At 38.4% G+C, this 18,254-nt stretch carries 18 protein-coding genes and 1 pseudogene; 6 read left to right on the top strand and 13 right to left on the bottom strand.

All coding sequences use genetic code 11. The features are described 5' to 3' along the window. Positions 1–246 precede the first annotated feature (246 nt). Together NSQ59_RS01435 and NSQ59_RS01430 are read right to left on the bottom strand one after the other, a co-directional pair. Positions 247–684: pseudogene (locus NSQ59_RS01435) on the bottom strand (NUDIX hydrolase); the annotation flags it as partial. Between the two features lie 13 nt (positions 685–697). Continuing rightward, positions 698–1,459, bottom strand: a complete 762-nt coding sequence (locus tag NSQ59_RS01430; protein WP_340828734.1) for a GNAT family N-acetyltransferase — start codon at positions 1,457–1,459, stop codon at positions 698–700. Positions 1,460–1,990: 531 nt separating this feature from the next. Here NSQ59_RS01430 and NSQ59_RS01425 point away from each other — a divergent pair. Next, a complete protein-coding gene (locus NSQ59_RS01425; protein WP_055737931.1) occupies positions 1,991–3,121 on the top strand; it encodes an ABC transporter ATP-binding protein in 1,131 nt (376 codons plus the stop codon). Between the two features lie 2 nt (positions 3,122–3,123). Beyond that, the gene (locus NSQ59_RS01420; protein WP_055737930.1) at positions 3,124–4,686 is read left to right on the top strand and encodes a glycine betaine ABC transporter substrate-binding protein; all 1,563 of its coding nucleotides are present in this window, start codon (positions 3,124–3,126) and stop codon (positions 4,684–4,686) included. A gap of 30 nt (positions 4,687–4,716) precedes the next feature. On the opposite strand, the gene NSQ59_RS01415 is transcribed toward NSQ59_RS01420, so the two are convergent. Genes NSQ59_RS01415 through NSQ59_RS01405 form a run of 3 tightly spaced genes read right to left on the bottom strand, consistent with a single transcriptional unit; the run spans position 4,717 to position 6,380 of the window. Beyond that, a complete protein-coding gene (locus tag NSQ59_RS01415) occupies positions 4,717–5,049 on the bottom strand; it encodes a YrdB family protein (protein WP_055737929.1) in 333 nt (110 codons plus the stop codon). Positions 5,050–5,058: 9 nt separating this feature from the next. After that, on the bottom strand, positions 5,059–5,745 hold the full coding sequence (locus NSQ59_RS01410) for an MBL fold metallo-hydrolase (RefSeq protein WP_340828730.1): 687 nt from the start codon (positions 5,743–5,745) through the stop codon (positions 5,059–5,061). Continuing rightward, positions 5,742–6,380, bottom strand: a complete 639-nt coding sequence (locus NSQ59_RS01405) for a TetR/AcrR family transcriptional regulator (RefSeq protein ID WP_126648135.1) — start codon at positions 6,378–6,380, stop codon at positions 5,742–5,744. Before NSQ59_RS01405 ends, NSQ59_RS01410 begins: the two co-directional genes overlap by 4 nt. A gap of 219 nt (positions 6,381–6,599) precedes the next feature. Between NSQ59_RS01405 and NSQ59_RS01400 the strand changes: the two genes are divergently transcribed. The 3 genes from NSQ59_RS01400 to NSQ59_RS01390 all read left to right on the top strand — a co-directional run bounded on the left by NSQ59_RS01400 (position 6,600) and on the right by NSQ59_RS01390 (position 8,759). Beyond that, positions 6,600–7,460 (top strand): pirin family protein, encoded by an 861-nt coding sequence (locus tag NSQ59_RS01400; protein ID WP_055737926.1) that lies wholly within the window; start codon positions 6,600–6,602, stop codon positions 7,458–7,460. Between the two features lie 78 nt (positions 7,461–7,538). Then, positions 7,539–8,087, top strand: coding sequence for an NADPH-dependent FMN reductase (locus NSQ59_RS01395; RefSeq protein WP_055737925.1), 549 nt, complete (start codon positions 7,539–7,541; stop codon positions 8,085–8,087). 225 nt (positions 8,088–8,312) lie between these two features. Further along, positions 8,313–8,759 carry a C40 family peptidase gene (locus NSQ59_RS01390; RefSeq protein ID WP_055737924.1) on the top strand — a complete coding sequence of 149 codons (447 nt, stop codon included), beginning with the start codon at positions 8,313–8,315 and terminating at the stop codon, positions 8,757–8,759. A gap of 52 nt (positions 8,760–8,811) precedes the next feature. On the opposite strand, the gene NSQ59_RS01385 is transcribed toward NSQ59_RS01390, so the two are convergent. From NSQ59_RS01385 to hutU, 8 genes are all read right to left on the bottom strand, one after another. Then, the gene (locus NSQ59_RS01385; protein WP_340828725.1) at positions 8,812–9,336 is read right to left on the bottom strand and encodes a 5' nucleotidase, NT5C type; all 525 of its coding nucleotides are present in this window, start codon (positions 9,334–9,336) and stop codon (positions 8,812–8,814) included. 78 nt (positions 9,337–9,414) lie between these two features. Continuing rightward, complete coding sequence (locus NSQ59_RS01380; RefSeq protein WP_340828724.1) at positions 9,415–10,530, bottom strand: DUF1835 domain-containing protein; 1,116 nt, start codon at positions 10,528–10,530, stop codon at positions 9,415–9,417. Between the two features lie 72 nt (positions 10,531–10,602). Beyond that, a complete protein-coding gene (locus tag NSQ59_RS01375) occupies positions 10,603–11,556 on the bottom strand; it encodes a hypothetical protein (RefSeq protein ID WP_340828722.1) in 954 nt (317 codons plus the stop codon). Next, positions 11,543–12,067: an RNA polymerase sigma factor gene (locus NSQ59_RS01370; protein WP_055737920.1), complete on the bottom strand. Its 525-nt coding sequence runs from the start codon at positions 12,065–12,067 to the stop codon at positions 11,543–11,545. The genes NSQ59_RS01375 and NSQ59_RS01370 overlap by 14 nt, the downstream gene beginning before the upstream one ends. Positions 12,068–12,432: 365 nt before the next feature. Further along, positions 12,433–13,188, bottom strand: a complete 756-nt coding sequence (locus NSQ59_RS01365) for a sulfite exporter TauE/SafE family protein (protein WP_340828719.1) — start codon at positions 13,186–13,188, stop codon at positions 12,433–12,435. Positions 13,189–13,618: 430 nt separating this feature from the next. Then, positions 13,619–14,620, bottom strand: a complete 1,002-nt coding sequence (locus NSQ59_RS01360) for an agmatinase family protein (RefSeq protein ID WP_340828718.1) — start codon at positions 14,618–14,620, stop codon at positions 13,619–13,621. Further along, entirely contained in the window at positions 14,614–15,891 is a 1,278-nt protein-coding gene (gene hutI / locus NSQ59_RS01355; protein WP_055737917.1) for an imidazolonepropionase, read from the bottom strand. Before hutI ends, NSQ59_RS01360 begins: the two co-directional genes overlap by 7 nt. Positions 15,892–15,911: 20 nt before the next feature. Further along, entirely contained in the window at positions 15,912–17,579 is a 1,668-nt protein-coding gene (hutU, locus tag NSQ59_RS01350; RefSeq protein ID WP_340828716.1) for a urocanate hydratase, read from the bottom strand. 327 nt (positions 17,580–17,906) lie between these two features. Between hutU and NSQ59_RS01345 the strand changes: the two genes are divergently transcribed. Continuing rightward, complete coding sequence (locus tag NSQ59_RS01345) at positions 17,907–18,251, top strand: YkgJ family cysteine cluster protein (protein ID WP_340828715.1); 345 nt, start codon at positions 17,907–17,909, stop codon at positions 18,249–18,251. The last annotated feature ends 3 nt before the right edge of the window (positions 18,252–18,254 follow it).

Genomic DNA, 18,254 nt, shown 5'->3' with positions numbered 1-18,254 from the left:
ATAATCTTCAAATAGTATAATGGTGTCCCCCAGAAATTGTTCATTCCATGGAAAAACCTGTTCTGTGAATGTTGGGTGACGATACAGATAAACTTTTTCTTGATCATAAAAAGCAAAGGCAACTGCTTCAAATGCTGGCCAGTGCTGGGACAAATTTGTTATATCCTCTGCTAATTTATCGTAGGTATCTTTCGTTTTCAAGGAGTCGTCCTTCCATTGAAAATAAGTTTCTTCATGATTTTTCAGTAAAAATATAGATTTAGGATAAGGTAAAGCAAGCTCCGGAATTTGTTCTGCATCAAAGTACTGTAATTCAGCCGTTTCTCCATCAACCGGGTTTAGCTCGCCATCTTTAACATCACACTCAAACAGAAATACATTATATTCTACTTTATGGCCATTCGGATACTGGTATCGAAAATCCTTCCCGCCAAACACTCCTAAAAGCTTTTTAGGAACTACATGCAGCCCTGTTTCCTCCCACACTTCACGAACAACTGCTTCTGCAGGTGCTTCACCAGGCTCGATTGCTCCTGCAGGGAGACTCCACTTTTCTCCATTCCCTTTGTTTTGGAATAAAATCTCCCCTGCTTCATTTCGAATAATTGCCGCTACACTTGGCATAAAAATCAATTCGTTCCCCACTTTTTCCCTTAGCTTCTGATAATAATCGGACATTCCTATTTTCCACACCCCATTAAAAATATTTATAGTAAGATTCCATCTCTGATTTCAGACGACAGCCATTACTTTTGAAAATATGTTGCATTTTTATATTTGTTGAATGAGTTCCTCCAACATAATATGTGGCACCGATTTCTTTTAGAAACCGTAATGACTGTTTATGCAGAATAGAACCTAGCCCTTTCCCCCGCTCTTCCGGAATGATTCCAAAGTAAAATAACCTGCCTTCATCTGTGGTGCCAGGTTCAATATGAGGGATAACAACCGCAATCGGATTTTCTTCATTTATAAAAACACGGCAGGAATTTCTCCAATTATCCCCTAATTCGCTTTTTACTGAATCTAGGTGCTGATTGATCGAAAAAGTGGAAGGCTTGTTATCCGAAAAAAGCATGCACCGCTCCCAAATATTCTTAAATTCATCTTCAGAAAACTCGCCATCCAAAGACTTCCACTGAAAATCAGATGGATATTTTTCTAAGCTCCCTAATTCTTTTGTATATTCCAAAATGGATGATTTATGTTGAAATCCATTGTTTACGAGGATACTCATGTAGTCATGGTTCGATTTTTGAATTAACACACTTATATAATGTAATTTATTGACTTCCCCAGCTTCTACCAGATGACTTATTTTTTCTTTAAAATCGGGATCCGGTTGCACCCCGTTTTCTTCTAAAGCAACATATCGAGGTAGTCCGTTCAACACTTTAAATGTTACTTGGAAAAATTTTTCTATATTAGATATATCAAACAATGCTAATCTGCCTTTCAATGTATTCCTTTTAAACTATTCTATTTTCTTACAAGATATCCTTTTTAAATTTTTCTACATTTCTATCTAATAGTTCAGCACTTTAATCCAAAAGTTCAGCGTTTTCCCCTCATTTTTCAGCACTCTCATCATTTTTTTCCACAATCCTCTTCGACTTCAGCATTCTTACCTATTTTTTTAGCGTTTCAATCCAAAAGTTCTGCGTTTTCCTCTCTTTTTTCAGCACTCTCATCATTTTTTTCCACAATCCTCTTCGACTTCAGCATTCTTACCTTTTTTTTCAGCGTTTCAATTAAAAAGTTCTGCGTTTTCCTCTCTTTTTTCAGCACTCTCATCATTTTTTTCCACAATCCTCTTCAACTTCAGCATTCTTACCTATTTTTTCAGCGTTTCAATCAAAAAGTTCTGCGTTTTCTCCTTATTTTTCAGCACCATACTCCAATTCCTACCCAAACCTTTTACCCAAAATTTCAAATTCATGTTTACCGCCAAAAATATTAGGGTAAAAAATACTGGAGGTGAGTGTGAGCATTGATAAAATTTAAAAATGTTTCCAAACAATACGATGGTGGCTATTTGGCCATTAAGAATTTGAATTTCACGATCAAGGACAATGAGTTGCTTGTTCTGATTGGTCCGAGTGGGTGTGGGAAAACCACCACGATGAAGATGATTAATCGAATTATCGAACCGACCAGTGGCGAAATAACCATCAACGGAGAAAGCATTAAACAGCAAAACCCCGTCGAGCTTAGACGGAATATCGGTTACGTTATTCAACAAATTGGGTTAATGCCGCATATGACAATCAGGGAAAATGTTGCGTTAGTTCCAAAGCTGAAAAAATGGGATGAGGCAAAGTACAAGGACAAAGTGGATGAACTTATGAAAATGGTAGGGCTTGATCCGAACATCTTAGGGGATCGATTCCCGGATGAATTATCCGGTGGGCAGCAGCAGCGAATTGGCGTAATTAGAGCTTTAGCAGCAGATCCAGACATTATATTAATGGATGAACCCTTCAGTGCACTAGATCCGATCAGTCGTGAACAATTACAGGAAGAGTTAATCAGACTTCAGCAGGAAATCAAGAAAACCATTGTCTTTGTTACACATGATATGGATGAGGCATTAAAGATTGCTGATCGAATTTGTATTATGAAAGATGGAGAAATTGTTCAAATTGACAAACCTGAAACGATTTTAAGACATCCTGCTAATGAATTTGTTCGTCAATTTATTGGTGAAGATCGCCTGCAGAACTCCACTAGCCTTCCTGAAATAGAACAACTCATGGTTCCCCCGATCACTGCTTATCCTTCACGCGGACTTGCTGAAGCAGTAAAAATCATGCGTCAAAAACGAGTGGATAATTTAATTATTGTGGATAAAGATCACCACTATTTTGGAGTCGTCAATATATGGGATATGCGACGTGCATACGGAAATGAACAATTAACATTGATGGATCTCATCCAAAAGGACATTCCCACTATTACACCGAATGAAAATCCCGAAAAGGCTATTCAATTAGTCAATGACTCTCCATATGGTTTTGTACCTGTCATCGACCATAACCAAAAGGTAAAAGGAATTATCAATCGTTCCAGCATCGTAAAATTTGTCACGGATCGTTTTGACGATTCAATGGGAGGGATCTAGATATTAATAGTTTATGGAATGAGTTAAAAGATGTTTTTATCAATCGTTTACCGGAAGTTGGTAGTTTACTAGTTGAGCATATTTATTTATCCCTAGTTTCTATTATTATCGCTATTGTCATTGCCGTTCCGCTTGGAATCTTCCTTACCCGCCATAAAAAGGTTGCAGATATTGTTATTGGAATCACCGCAGCACTGCAAACCATCCCAAGTCTTGCCCTGCTTGTTTTTCTAGTTCCCTTTATCGGAACAGGTAAACCGCCCGCCATTATTGCTTTAACCATCTATGGTTTATTGCCAATCCTTCGTAATACGTATTTAGGTATTATGAACGTGAACAGCAGTACGGTTGAAGCAGGTATCGGGATGGGAATGACTAGCAGACAGGTTCTTTGGAAAATTGAGCTTCCCCTCGCTTTAAACGTTATTATGGGTGGTATTCGCACTGCCGCCGTTATGGTTGTCGGGGTGGCTACTATTGCAGGTTTAATCGGAGCCGGCGGTTTAGGAGATTTAATTTTCCGTGGTTTGCAAACCTATAACTCCGGACTGATTATTACTGGGGCACTCCCATCTGCATTAATCGCTATATTATTCGATATGATTCTGAAACGATTTGAGAATGCAGCGAAACCTGGTACGAAAAAAAAGATATCAAAAGCAAAGAAATGGGTTGCCGCTTCTGTAGCTGCTGCCGTCCTTATTACCGGAATTACGATTGGGGTCGTAAAAGCAGTCAATAGTAAAAATTCTATTACCATTACCGGAAAAAGCTTTACGGAACAAGAGATTTTAGTCAATATCTATAAAGAACTAATCGAAAATCGAACGGATCTAAAAGTCGATAAACAATCGTTCATCAGCGGCTCAGCAGCTGTATTCCAAGGGTTGAAAAAAGGCGACTATGATATCAGTGTCGAGTATACAGGTACAGGATTAATGAATTATTTAAAGGAAGATATTGATTCAACTGACCCTGACAAAGTATACAATTATGTAAAAAAGCGTTTTAAAGAAAAATACAACCTCATTTGGTTAGACCCAATTGGATTTAATAACACCTATTCTCTTACGATTCGCAAAGAAGATGCAAAAAAATGGAATGTCAAAACCATTTCTGATTTAGCAGAAAAGGCACCCGAATTAATACTTGCTTCTGAACCGGAATTTCTGGAACGCGATGATGGATATCCGGGCTTGAAAAAAGCCTATGGAATCGAGTTCGGGAAAACTCAAGCAATGGATTCCGGCATCATTTATAGTGCAGCCAAAAATCATAAGGCAGACGTCATTGATGCTTATACAACGGATGGCCGAATACCAGCTTTCAACCTGCAGGTATTAGAAGATGATAAACATGTATTTCCTCCATATAATGCGGTACCATTAGTAAGAGGTGAGGTTCTTAAGGAACATCCAGAACTGAAAAAAGTACTGAATTTACTCGCTGGAAAAATCTCTGACAAAAAAATGCAGGAATTAAACGCAGAAGTAGATATTCATAAGAAAACGTATAAAGAGGTAGCCCATCAATTTTTAATGGATGAGGGATTGCTGAAAAAATAAAGGTCAGTGAAGGATTTCACTGATCCTTTTTTATATTTCCAATACATTATCAAGAATTAGAACAATAATTGCTACTACAAGAAAGTCTCCTGCTAAAATATGCCTTCCAGTTGCATATACCGCTACAGAAGCTAAACCAAATACTATCAGTTTTAGAAAAATTCTTAATGGGACATTTACAGGAATCGTTGCCTTCGGTGCGAGAAATAGCCCCCAAAAGAAGGCAACTAGCAGAGGTGTTCCAATTCCAAGTACCATCTTCATTCCTATTCCTTTCCCTATGTGGAAACCCCAATAACCATACGCAACCAAAGCAACTATCTCGACAAGAAAAATGATTGCCATTAGGATATAGGAAAACATTTTACACCCCTATCGAACCAAATTAAGATTTTGACTCATCTGTTGAATATAGATCTGTATTTGACCCGCAGGTTGAAGGACCGAATTTCCATGACATACTTCTAATCGTTTTATTTGCAGCTGCTCAATAATCCTACTGCTGTTTACGGCTTCCTCCATATCAGCAGTAAACATTGCCATCGGTTTTTGAAGCTGACCTTTTTTGGATGTAAATAAATCACCCGCTAACAATACTTGATCTTCTTCATGATAATATGCAATATGTCCAGGTGAATGACCCGGAGTATGATAAGGAGTTAAGCCAGCAAAACTTTGAAGATTCCCCTGTTTATCTACCGGTAACGCTTTGGTTATCCCCTTACTAACAGACTGTGCAGCCTTTTTTCTTCTCGGATAAGGAAGATCACCTTCCATATAAGGAATTTCTACTGAATGTGCATACACGGGGACATTTTTTTCCTTTAAAATAACGTTTAAAGCACCTACATGATCCGAATGACCATGAGTTAACAAAACGGTTTGGAGTGGCCCTCTTTGGATTCTTTCGATATTTTTTAGAATGCCTTTTGCCATCGAGGGAATCCCTGCATCGACGAGCGTCACTCCATTTTCATCAGCAACAAGCCACACGTGAATAGGAATAATCATCCATGTTTTCAAACTCCAAATATGCTCAGAAATTTGTTCCACTTTCATTTTTTATCGCCCCTTTGTTTTAATTTTTCTTTAAATCCTAAAAGAAGAATTTCCACTGCTTCATCAAAAGTAGGGGTTAATCTTTCCATTAATACCTCTATTGGTTCGTGCGGATAGGAATAAGTGGCAACAATACCTTGGATGTTAAAGAAAAAAATGCGTGAAAATGCTAAAACTTGCTCACCGTCATCCATGGAAAGACATTTTTGGATTCCCCCTCTGATGATCTTAAATATTTCCAATCGTAGTTTGTTAATTTCCGAATCTGTTTCTTCCACATCCACTCTTGAAGATTTTGCTGAAATAAAAATAGTGTACATACTCCGATTGAGTAGACAAAAATGGATAAATTCTCTGCTAATCTCCTTCAACTTTTCTTCAGAAGTTATGTTGGCAGTTGAAGAAATAGTCTCCATTTTCTCCTTCAAATCCTGCAATACAGGCATGGAAAGCTTGTGAAGCAAGGCTTCTTTATCCTTGAAATAAATATAGATGGTGGTATGAGAGCATCCTGCTTCTTTGGCGATTTCCCGCATGGTCACATGATCATAACCATTTTTCGCGAAAAGCTTGCTTGCAGCATGTAAAATACTATTTTTCGTCTCCTCCGATCGTTGATCCTGTTTACTGGGCATTTTAATTCCTCACTATTCTTCGTCACTTTTTCAAAAAACTAACCATTGGTTACTAACCGTTGGTTATAATATAACCGATGGTTAGTTTTTCTGTCAAATAATTTTTAAATTTTTCTAAAATCTTTCAAAAGCTTATGAGGTTAAATCAATATATTTTCCATTTTTCTTCGGTATGTGTATCATAAAGGTAATTTAAAAATCCGAAAGAAGGCAATCATAATGAGAGATCATTCTATCTTTCAAAGAGATATAAAAAACCATTGGAATGTTCAATATAATCAAAACGGATATCCGCATGTTCAGCAGGGATGGGTATTACACCCTGAAAAACAAAAGGAATTTGATCCATTTATATTAATGGCAGAGGATTGGTTTAAACGAGGAACCTTTTCCGATCATCCGCACCGCGGTTTTCAAACAATTACTTATGTGGTGGATGGACGACTCGAACATATTGATAATCATGGCGGACATTCGATATTGGAGTCAGGCGATGTTCAGTATATGAACGCAGGCTGGGCAGCAAGACATGCAGAGGAAGCGGTTGATGATGACCTAATCCATACCCTCCAATTATGGTTGAATCTCCCTAAATCATTGAAAAACACGAAAACATCTTATCAAAATATTTATGTGGAGAATGCTCCAGAGGTACCCTTTGACGGCGGTCGTATAAAGGTGTATTCCGGGGATTTAGCAGGTGTAAAAGGTCCTATGGAAAGTTTAGTCCCGATAACGATGGCCGAAATTAGTTTTTCTGCGGGAGCATCCTACTCACATGTTTTACCGGAAAACCATAATGCTTTCCTCTATGTTCTTTCAGGAGAGCTTGAATTTGGAAAAAGCAAAACTACTTTAGAAAAAACAAGTGCAGCTACCCTTACCTATAATGAAAAGGGATCCGGAAGCAGTGAACTTGTCATCAAAGCCAACACACGGTCAAAAGTATTAATTTATTCAGGAGTTCCTATTAATGAAGAAGTAGTTGCCTATGGACCATTTGTCATGAATACGATGGAAGAAATCCAGCAAGCATTCCGTGACTACCATGCAGGAAAATTTGGTCCTCCGGCAGTTTGATTGATTTTTTAAAAATCGATGATATAATATTAACAGTTAGTTACTTTTTGTAATCGAATCAACAGGAGGGAATTTCAAATGAAAATAGTAGCATTAGTTGGAAGTAATCGTAAAGAATCCTATAATAAAAAGCTTGCTTTATATATGCAAAAGCGCTATCAAGGTAAACTGGATATTGAAATTTTGCCAATTGAAGAGCTTCCTATGTACAATCAGGACGATGAGCTTGAACCACCTGCAATTGTAAAAGACATCAAAGCTAAAGTGCTTGAAAGTGATGGTGTTCTCATTGTTACACCTGAATACAATCATTCTATTCCGGCTGTATTAAAAAATGCGATTGATTGGTTCTCAAGGGTAGATAGAGTATTGGTACACAAACCAGTAATGATTGCTGGCGGATCAGGCGGAGTATTAGGTACAGTGCGCGCTCAAATGCATCTTCGCCAAATTATGAATTCACCTGGTGTCTCTGCTCTCACTTTACCTGGAAACGAAGTATTTATCGGTGCGATTCAAAGCAAAATAGATGAAACAGGAGAACTGGTAGATGAGGCTACAATCCAATTCATCGATTCCGTTGTGGAAAATTATATTAATTGGATTGAGCAAACAAAAGGTTACTAAGATACAAGGATCAAGCCTTGATGGTTTGGTCTTTTTTATTTGACTTTTTTAACTTCTTACAAATGTGTATCAAATCTTTCAAAAGGCAACTATTTATCAGAACATTTAGAATCGGTGTCAAACTCTGTCACATTATGTAATATAACTGTAAACCCCCTGTGAAGACGCAGTTATGCAAATACTTGTATAGTAGAGATAACAAACAACATCAGGAGGTTCAACAGCATGATAAAAAAGGTCATCTCTACTGTAGTAATAGCAGCCGCGCTTACTTTTGGATTTTCAGCAAAAGGTCTAAACGCGGAAGCTGCGTCTTACAACACTAAGGCGATTTCTGTTGCAAAAAGTAATCTTGGTGTTCCATATCGTTGGGGCGGCACAAGTCCATCAGGATTTGATTGTTCAGGTCTTGTAAAATATTCTTACGGAAAAGCTGGCGTAGCACTCCCAAGAACAGCAGCGGATATGTTTCATAAGGGAACTCGTTCAAAAACTTTACAAGCTGGAGATTTAGTATTTTTCGCTCAAAGTAAAGCAGCAAAACCATCACATGTCGGAATCTATCTTGGCAGCGGAAAGTTTATTAACGCTTCTTCTTCAAAGGGTGTTTCTATTACGACATTGAGCAATCCATATTGGAAACCGCTTTATGTCGGTGCAAAGCACATATAATATAGAGAAATTAAGCTTCGGTGTGCAACCGAAGCTTTTTGTTTTGACACTTCTACCCTAAAAAATACTTCCTGACATCTTGCCAATTATTTACTCGAACGTAACCTGTGACATTGATATTGTGCGGAGCAGTAAATAGTATTCCTTGTCCCATAAAACGGTTAAAATGCCTTGCATTGTCATCAATCAGATAATCCGCATGTATGATGCTTTTATCCCCGCAAAACACAAAATTCATATCATTTAAAAAGCCAAAATGCTCCTTCAACCATTCATACTTGGCAGTAAAAGATGCCGGAACCTCCATTGCTGCGGTTGTAATAAAAATTTCGTATGATTCACTTAGTTCTTTTATCACTTCTTGACTATCCTTCATAACCTCTAAATCCCGAAAAAAAGTAGGATCCAGAAAATACTTTCTGAGTTCTTCTTTTATATGAGGGCGCAACTCTCTCAACTTTTTTCCCTGTAAATCATCAATAGTTAGATTTTCGTTATAATCCCGATTATAGATTTTTAGTTGTTTAGGGATGAAATCAGCCATTACCTCATCCATATCAATCGCTATTCTTTTCAAAGAAATACCCCTCCAATCTCTTTTATATTTTATTATATATAAAAATAAGCTCAGCTTCCTAAAAGCTGAGCAGCAAACTTATTTCCTTAATCTAACACTATAATGATGCATCGATTTCGGTATCCCTTTTAAATCAAACTTTCCGCTGTAGATTAAATGGCGAATTCTATACTCCAAAAAAGAGTCGCCAATTGGTTCTTCTAATTCTCCCAGCATATACCCAATCAGTCTATTAGTCTTGATAAATTCGTCTTCCCCTTTTTCGCGATGAAGTTCCTTCAAAGAATTTAATATGAATGTATCAAAATAATCTTCAGGCACCGTTTGTACTTTTTCATCTATCCAGACACGTAAAACTCCCGTTGTTTTCGAAAGCTCTTCCCATTCTTGGTGAAACTTCTCTCTTTCTTCTAAGGATAAAGGGGCTGCTGTTTTTTCTTTTTGAAAAATAAACTTAAAATGTTCAGGTGAAATACCACCTGAATGTATGGAATAGTACTCCACATTTTCTGGGGGGATTTTATAAGCAAGATACAATTCAAAAGAGTTATGAAGGAAAACATCATTTTGTTTATTCTTCAATAAATACAGGACAAAACGAAGGAAAGTTTGTTCCTCAGCATTATTGGCATACCAGATGTGAATAGGGGCATGCTCCGGAATATCCTCTATCTCATAAAGAGTATTGGAAAAATGATTTTCGTACCAAGCATCCTCGAAGGGAAAATTTATGTTTTCCAAAAACCATTCATATCGATTGGTACGACCTGTTTTTCCTTCCAAATTCAAAATCGGGCCAATGTTAGCAAAACCAGGAAACCCAATAACCGTTTTTGGCCTTTCCAACCCTACTCTTAGGGATCCAGCAGCAGATTCTGAGCTAATAAGGTGGTAAGCACCTGTGTTTCTATTTAATGTTTTGCTGCGGAGAATGTGAATTTGTTCATTTATTTTTTCCACCATCATCTGGATGCCTTCTTGATTGATAAAATAACCTCGGCCTTCCAACGGTTTACGTTCTTCATGGTGGAACGTCTCGAATGCTTCCCCATCGGCTAATTCAAATGTTTCCCATCCCCCATTGTGTAAAAGGTTACTTGCAGTTACATATCGAGGAGATCTAATTCTATAAACAAATACAACATTCGGTTCCTCAAAAAAATATACAAATAATTCATTTACCCTAGTTTTCACCAAACTACACCCTTTGTCAAAATTGTCTTACAGTTACCTTAACATAAAATACAATAACTGTAAAAAATCTTCTTAATTCTCCACCTCTACAATTGTACTTTCGCCTAAAACGGAAATCTTCCACTTTCCGGGTTTATCAAGTTTAAGTTTTCCCAAGTATCCTGTATAGGTGTCTCCAGTTGTATAATTGAAGGGAGCATATCGAATATAAGGAAAATTTAGCAGATGATTTTTATCCTTTATATAGGTAGCTTCCACATTGATGATGGATTCCCTTTTCTCCCCTTTCACTTCTAAGCTAATTTCCTCCGATAATCCAACTTTCACATCATCTCTTGATAAATTAAATCGTGTAGTTTTTGTTGAAATATTAGGTGCTTTCACATTCACTACGATGGATCCGTATGAGTGACCATCAATGGAAACATCGATTTTCCATAAACCTTTTTTAGGGAAGGGCTTAAAGATAGTCAATGCACTTGCATTTTCGCCATAAACCGGCCCTTGAAGCTCCGTTTCGTTGACGACGAATTTTTCACCTGTTGCCTCATGTGTAGCCGTTGCCTTTAATTTCTTGGATACCAATTCATTCGGATCTCCCCAGACATACCAAAACATTTTGGCAACGGTTCGCGGATCCTTGGCGATAATTTCAGTGTCAAGAATTCCAATTTTCCCCTTTATTCCACGCACATCATTTTTGGATACAATCTTTCCCTTTTTGTCCAAACGATCAAAAGTTGGACTCACTTTCCAATGTTCCTTTTGGATTGGTTTCGGTGTATGAGCGGGCTTAGTCGGGTGGTGGGACATTATTAACAAAATAGGGATGAAAACAACTAGACATATTGCAACTGCAACGGTTAACTTTTTGAAATAGCTATTATAATCAGGGGTTCTTTTATTATCTCTAGCAGCAAGACGCAATTGATGGAGGATTTTTTCTTGTTGGACAGGCTGTAATTGCTGCTTTGGCATGGATCGTAATAGGGAGAGCTTATATTCCTCCTCCTTATTGAATTCCATAATCCCGCTCCTCCTTCCATTCTTTTGATTGCAGTTGAAGCTTTTTTAATGCGCGGTGTAATGTCAAATTTACTTTATTCTTCGTCCAGCCCAATACTTCAGCTGTTTCTGATACCGATAGATCCATGATTCCTCTTAAAATCAGAACGTCTCGGTCCTTCTTTTTCAATTCGTTTATTGCCTTGTAGATTAGTTGGATTTCTTCTTGACGGATTAAATACTCCTCTAGGTGCAGTTGATTAGATGGGATAAGTTGTAACATGTTATCTGGTAGGTGAGGTAGCTTTTGCTTTCTGCGGTGATGATCAATGGCAACACGGCGGGCAATGGAAACAAGCCATGTTTTCGGATCTGCCCTGCCTTCAAATTGTTGAATACCTTTTAACGCTTTTAAAAAACTCTCCTGAACAAGGTCCTCAACATCTGTGCTTTGCGTGTAATAAACTAGGAAATGATAAATATAGGAGTTGTACTTTCGGAATAAATCTTCTATTATTCGTTCCTTATCCACTGAAGGTCCTCCCTTCCAAAAACACTATTTATAATTAGACGGTCTTGAGCGTTGGAGATTTCATTTTTATTATAACTTTTTGTAAAAGAGGAAAAATCAATGAATAAAGCAATAAGCAAATAAAAGAACAATACAGCAATTAATAATTTCATTTCGCGCTTGGCGGACACCAGTTCCGTTATTATGGACTAAACGAGGTAATTCTTACTGTTCGCGGACATAGGTTCCGTTATTCTACTAAAAAACAGTGATTTTCCTGTGTATTTTATTAAATAACGGAATCTGTGTCCGCTTAACCCTTAAATTAGCGGCATTTTAATAAAATAACGGATCCATTGTCCGCTTACCGATTTTCTTCACGTACTTCAGTACCTACCATGCGGAAATAACAAAAGAATTCCAAGCGCGATAATGATGATAAATAAAGAGTTTTCAAATTTCCCCGCTGGGATCTTTTTATTAAAATATCTTCCTATTATGATAGCTAACAATATTGCCGGAATAGAGAAGGCATAAAGAGTTAACAAATCCTTCGTCCATAAGCCCCCTAAAGCATGCCCGGATACAACCAGAACGCCAGATATCAAAAAATGAGCCTGCAATGTTCCTCTGAAACGCTCCGGATTCCAACGTCGTAATGTTCCATATATAACAACCGGAACACCATTGAAGTTATAGGCACTGCCAAGGGCACCAGAAGCAAATCCAAATGGTAAAACCCAGCCTCCCGCATTTAGTAATGGACGATCCAGCCCTTTTAAAAGCTTTTTCTTTAATATGGAGTAACATCCGTAAACTATTAAGAAAATACCTAGTCCGGTTGTAATGACATTTGCCGGTGTAAACCTAAGCATGAGTAGACCTATCGGGATTCCAACCACCGTGGTAATTGCGAGTCTAATTAGGATTGGCCGTTCTATATGCCGCCATCCGCTGGCAACGGTTAAAGCAGCAACAGTAAGGCCAGCCAATCCAATCAGAGAAACAGATGTATTTAATGAAATTGGCAGTAGTGCAAGCAGTGGCATACTAACGATTGCTTCCCCGAACCCGAACATCGTTCTCATCAACGCACCAATAAAAACAGCAGCGATAATTAAAATCATAATATTTAATGACATAGCTCAACCTCACTTATTATCAAAATTCCATACATTTGAATTATTTACTTTTTATGGTAACACAAGAATGCAAAAATCCCCCTTCATCCCTTATTATTAATGTTGTTTAATAAAGGAACTACTATTATCGATCCTTATCATTCATTGATGTATCCCTTCTATTATTATAGCATATTTTTACACCAAAAAACCGCTATTTAATAAGGTTTTTTGACGTTTTTCAGCGCGTTTTAAGGTACTATACAGGCTTTAAAAATCTGTTTTAATAGGAATCTATCAATTCCCTCTAAAACGGCTTAAACAGAAAAATAAGGCCCTTTTACAAGATGGCCCCATTCTAAAAATCCCTCTTTCTATATATCTATATAAAACAGCAGTAAAAAGGCCTAAATCCGTATTGGAATTAGACCTTTCCATTGTTTTATATGTCCTATTTCTTTCGCATAGCCAATCCAGTCATAAACGACAAAAACACATGTGTTCCAGCCTTAACAGTAGGTTGTACGACTCCGTCCCGCATTGGATCCAAGCAAACAATATCCATAGCTCCAACTTTTGGATGAAGACCAGCAGTATAGACTGCCTCAAACAGTTCATCTGTCCTCATTCCACCGGGTGTGGAGGCTGGGACACCCGGTGCATAAGCAATATCTAAGACATCCATATCACAAGTCAGATAAATGCGGTCTACTTTCCCCGCTAAAGTATGCAGCGCTTGCTCAACCGTTTCTTTCACACCATTTTTTCGCGCTTTCTTTAATGTAATGTAATTCACGCCATATTCCTTTGCACATTCCACTAATGATGGTGCATTAAAGAAACCGTGCAAACCAATATTAAATACATTTTCTCCCTTGATTGTTCCGCTTTCAATCAAGTTACGGATTGGTGTCCCGTTTGTTGGACCATGGTCCTTTAAATCACGTAAATCAAAATGAGTATCAAACTGTAAGATCCCGATTTCCTCATTAGGATAGGTTTCCTTCCAGCCTTTCACAAGCATCGCGGTAATCGAGTGATCTCCACCGATACTAACTGGGATGGAACCTGAAAATTCCTTTGTTAGCCCATGGAAAGCGTCTTTAATATTTTGGTGGCTTAATAGGATATCTGTGAAGTGCATTTTCACATCACCGACATCGACAACGGACAAATCCCTTAAATCCACTTCTTCATCAAGATTATACGTATTGAACCCTTTCCAAGCGCGTCTAAAACTCTCCGGAAATTCAGATGCACCGGATGCACTAATCGATGATCTGGAAATTGGAACTCCCATCATTACTGCATCCCAGTGCTTTCCCCCTTCCTCTTCATTTAAATGGTGAATAGATTGAATCCATTCATTCACCTTTAAATCCTGCCCCCAAACGGCCTTTTTCCAAGAAAAAGCTGGAGTTTCGATCGGTAATTCACTTATTTTATTTAACATAGCTGACCACTCTCTACCACGATTTTTCCGGACTTAATAACGGTATCTGTATGATTCATTCCATAATGATATTGCAGCTGCATATAATTTGGCACATTCATAATGACAACATCCGCTTTCTTGCCAACTTCTAAACTGCCAATTTCTTTCGAGCGATTGATTGCATGCGCAGCATTTATAGTAGTTGCCGTAATAGCTTCTGCAGGAGTCATTCCCATTTTCATGCATGCCAGATTCATAATAAAAGGCAAAGAAGTGGTTGGGGATGAACCAGGGTTACAATCTGTTGATAGCGCAACCGGAACACCTTCATCAATCATTTTCCGTCCCCGTGCAGAATCCGCCATTAAGAAGAACGCCGTACCCGGCAGTAATACCCCAATTACCCCTTGTTCCGCCATTCTTTTAATGCCTTGGTCAGATGCCCTTAACAAATGATCAGCAGAAATAGCTCCTACCTCTGCCGCTAATTCTGCCCCTTCGTATGGCTCAATTTCATCGGCATGAATCTTCGGAATAAGCCCGTGCTTTTTACCAGCTTCCAATATCAAACGGCTTTGTTCAGGTGTAAAAACGCCTCTTTCGCAAAAAACGTCATTAAACTCTGCTAAACTATCAGCAGCAACTAGAGGAAGCATCTCTTCGATTACGATTCTCACAAATTCATCCGGGTTTTCCTTATATTCTCCTGGAACTGCATGAGCTCCCATAAATGTGCGAACAACATCGATCACGTGATCATCATTTAAACGTTTTGCTACTTCCAGCTGTTTTTTCTCTGTTTCCCAATCAAGCCCGTATCCGCTTTTTGCCTCAACTGTTGTTACGCCGTGCTTTAAAAAGGAATCCAGGCGCTTCATACTTTCCGAATAAAGCTCCTCTGGTGAAGCCGAACGAGTCCTCGATGTAGTAGCATGAATACCACCGCCATTATTCATGATTTCCATATAGGTCGCACCATTTAAGCGCATATTAAATTCATTTTCACGACTTCCCGCATAAACAAGATGTGTATGCGGGTCAACAAGACCCGGCATCACAATTTTTCCACTCGCATCAACTACTGTTGCTTCCGAAATACGACTGGAGTACTTCTCGTTCAGTTCTTCCGTCTTCCCAACAGCTTGAATCTTCCCATCCTCTAACCAAAGTGCTCCATCCTGGAGTATATGAAGCTCGTTCATCGCCTCTTTTGTTAAAGGCTTTTCCGAACCGCCTTTTACCGTAATCAATTCATTTGCATGTTGGATAAAAATTGGTTTTTCAGACATTTGTGGTACCTCCGCTAAAATTATTTCGAACGCAGCATTGGAATATGGATACCTTTTTCCTCCGCTGTTTTAATCGCTAAGTCATAACCTGCATCCACATGACGGACAACACCCATTCCAGGGTCTGTTGTTAGCACGCGTTCAAGACGTTTTTCCGCTTCCTTTGTACCATCTGCAACGATAACCATCCCTGCATGTAACGAATATCCCATACCAACACCGCCGCCATGGTGTACAGATACCCAGCTTGCACCACCAACCGCATTGATCATCGCATTCAAAATCGGCCAATCTGCTACTGCATCACTGCCATCCTTCATGCCTTCCGTTTCACGGTTTGGTGAAGCAACAGAACCAGAGTCTAGATGGTCGCGGCCGATTACGATAGGAGCTTTTAACTCTCCGCTTGCCACCATATCATTTATGATTTTTCCGAAACGAGCACGTTCTCCGTAGCCTAACCAGCAAATACGTGCCGGAAATCCTTGAAATTGAATCTTTTCACGGGCCATCTTAATCCAGTTACATAAATGGGTGTTGTTGCTGAATTCACGAAGGATAACCTCATCTGTTTTATAGATATCTTCAGGATCTCCTGATAATGCTACCCAACGGAAAGGACCTTTTCCTTCGCAAAATTGCGGACGAATATATGCTGGAACAAAGCCTGGGAAGTTAAAAGCGTTTTCTACTCCTTCATCCTTTGCTACTTGGCGAATATTGTTTCCATAATCAAATGTAACAGCACCTTTTTCTTGCATGACAAGCATTGCCTTCACATGCTCTGCCATGCTAGCTTTGGATTTTTTCACATATTCAACTGGATTTTCCTTACGTAATTCAGCTGCCGCTTCTAAGCTATAACCAACTGGAACATAGCCATTTAATGGATCGTGTGCAGAGGTTTGATCGGTTAGCACATCTGGAATGAACCCAATCTCAATCATCTTTGGTAAAATTTCAGCTGCATTCCCTAATAATCCAATAGACAATGCTTTCCCTTCCGTTTTCGCTTCTTTCGCTAGACGGATGGCTTCTTCTAAGGAATCCGTTTTGGTATCTAGATAACGTGTTTCTATACGGCGATCAATTCTTGTTTCATCTACCTCTATCGCAATACATACTCCTTCTGCCATTGTTACAGCAAGTGGTTGTGCTCCGCCCATGCCGCCGAGTCCCGCTGTAACCGTAATAGTTTGCTTTAACGATCCGCCGAAATGTTGTTTTCCTGCTTCAGCAAATGTTTCATATGTTCCTTGAACAATTCCTTGGCTGCCAATATAAATCCAGCTACCAGCTGTCATCTGGCCATACATCATTAAGCCTTTTTTGTCCAACTCATGAAAGGTATCCCAATTTGCCCATGCCGGTACAATGTTGGAGTTTGCAATTAATACTCGCGGTGCATCTGTGTGTGTTTTAAATACAGCAACAGGCTTACCCGATTGAACTAAAAGCGTTTCATCCGATTCCAACTCATGTAATGTTTTCACAATCGCATCATAGCAATCCCAGTTGCGGGCAGCTTTTCCGATCCCGCCATACACAACTAAATCTTCAGGACGCTCCGCCACATCCTTATTTAAATTGTTCATTAGCATACGTAATGCCGCTTCTTGAACCCAACCTTTTGCATGTAATTCAGTGCCTGAGTAATTAATAACCTCTCTCTTTGTATCCGTTTTCATTTCTATGCCCTCCAAATCTACTTTTGATTGTTTCCTACTCTTATTATATAAATAAAATATTCAGGAAAGTTTTTAAAAAATATTTGATTTCTTATATTTATTCAACATTTTTAGGCTATCTTTATAATAAATTGCTCATTTATTTATACTTAATCTATATTTTTATACTTATTCAATCTAACAACGAATTTTTACTTTCTTGGAATGAGCAATCAATTAAATATTGACAAATAAATATTTTTATGTTATGATAGAATATTTACCCGTTGATCACTAGCTTACTATATGATAAATTTCTTTTAACTTGTTTTTTTGGGAGGAGATAGTGTGGATACATTACCTTGCAAAGGATGCAGAGGGCTTTGTTGTGGACCTGTCCCAATCACGGGAAAAGAATTAACAAGAATAAAACGAAAGGTTAAAAACATGCCAAAAAAGCTGCGATCGAATCTTGAAAATCAAACCAGACTTTTGGGAACATGTATATTTTATGATTTAGATAATGATAAATGCGGTATTCATGATGTAAGGCCAGAAATTTGCAGAATGTTCGGTTACTATGAGCAACTTGCTTGTTTTCGTAAACCGGAGCTTGCAACTAAACCTTTACCTGCTATAATAGAAGACCCCGTTGGAATATTATCGGTAGATTTTACGTGGGACTATTTTTAAATA

The organism is Margalitia sp. FSL K6-0131 (assembly GCF_038008735.1).
Lineage (GTDB): Bacteria > Bacillota > Bacilli > Bacillales > Bacillaceae_C > Margalitia > Margalitia shackletonii.
This window is presented reverse-complemented; position numbering and strand designations above follow the sequence as displayed.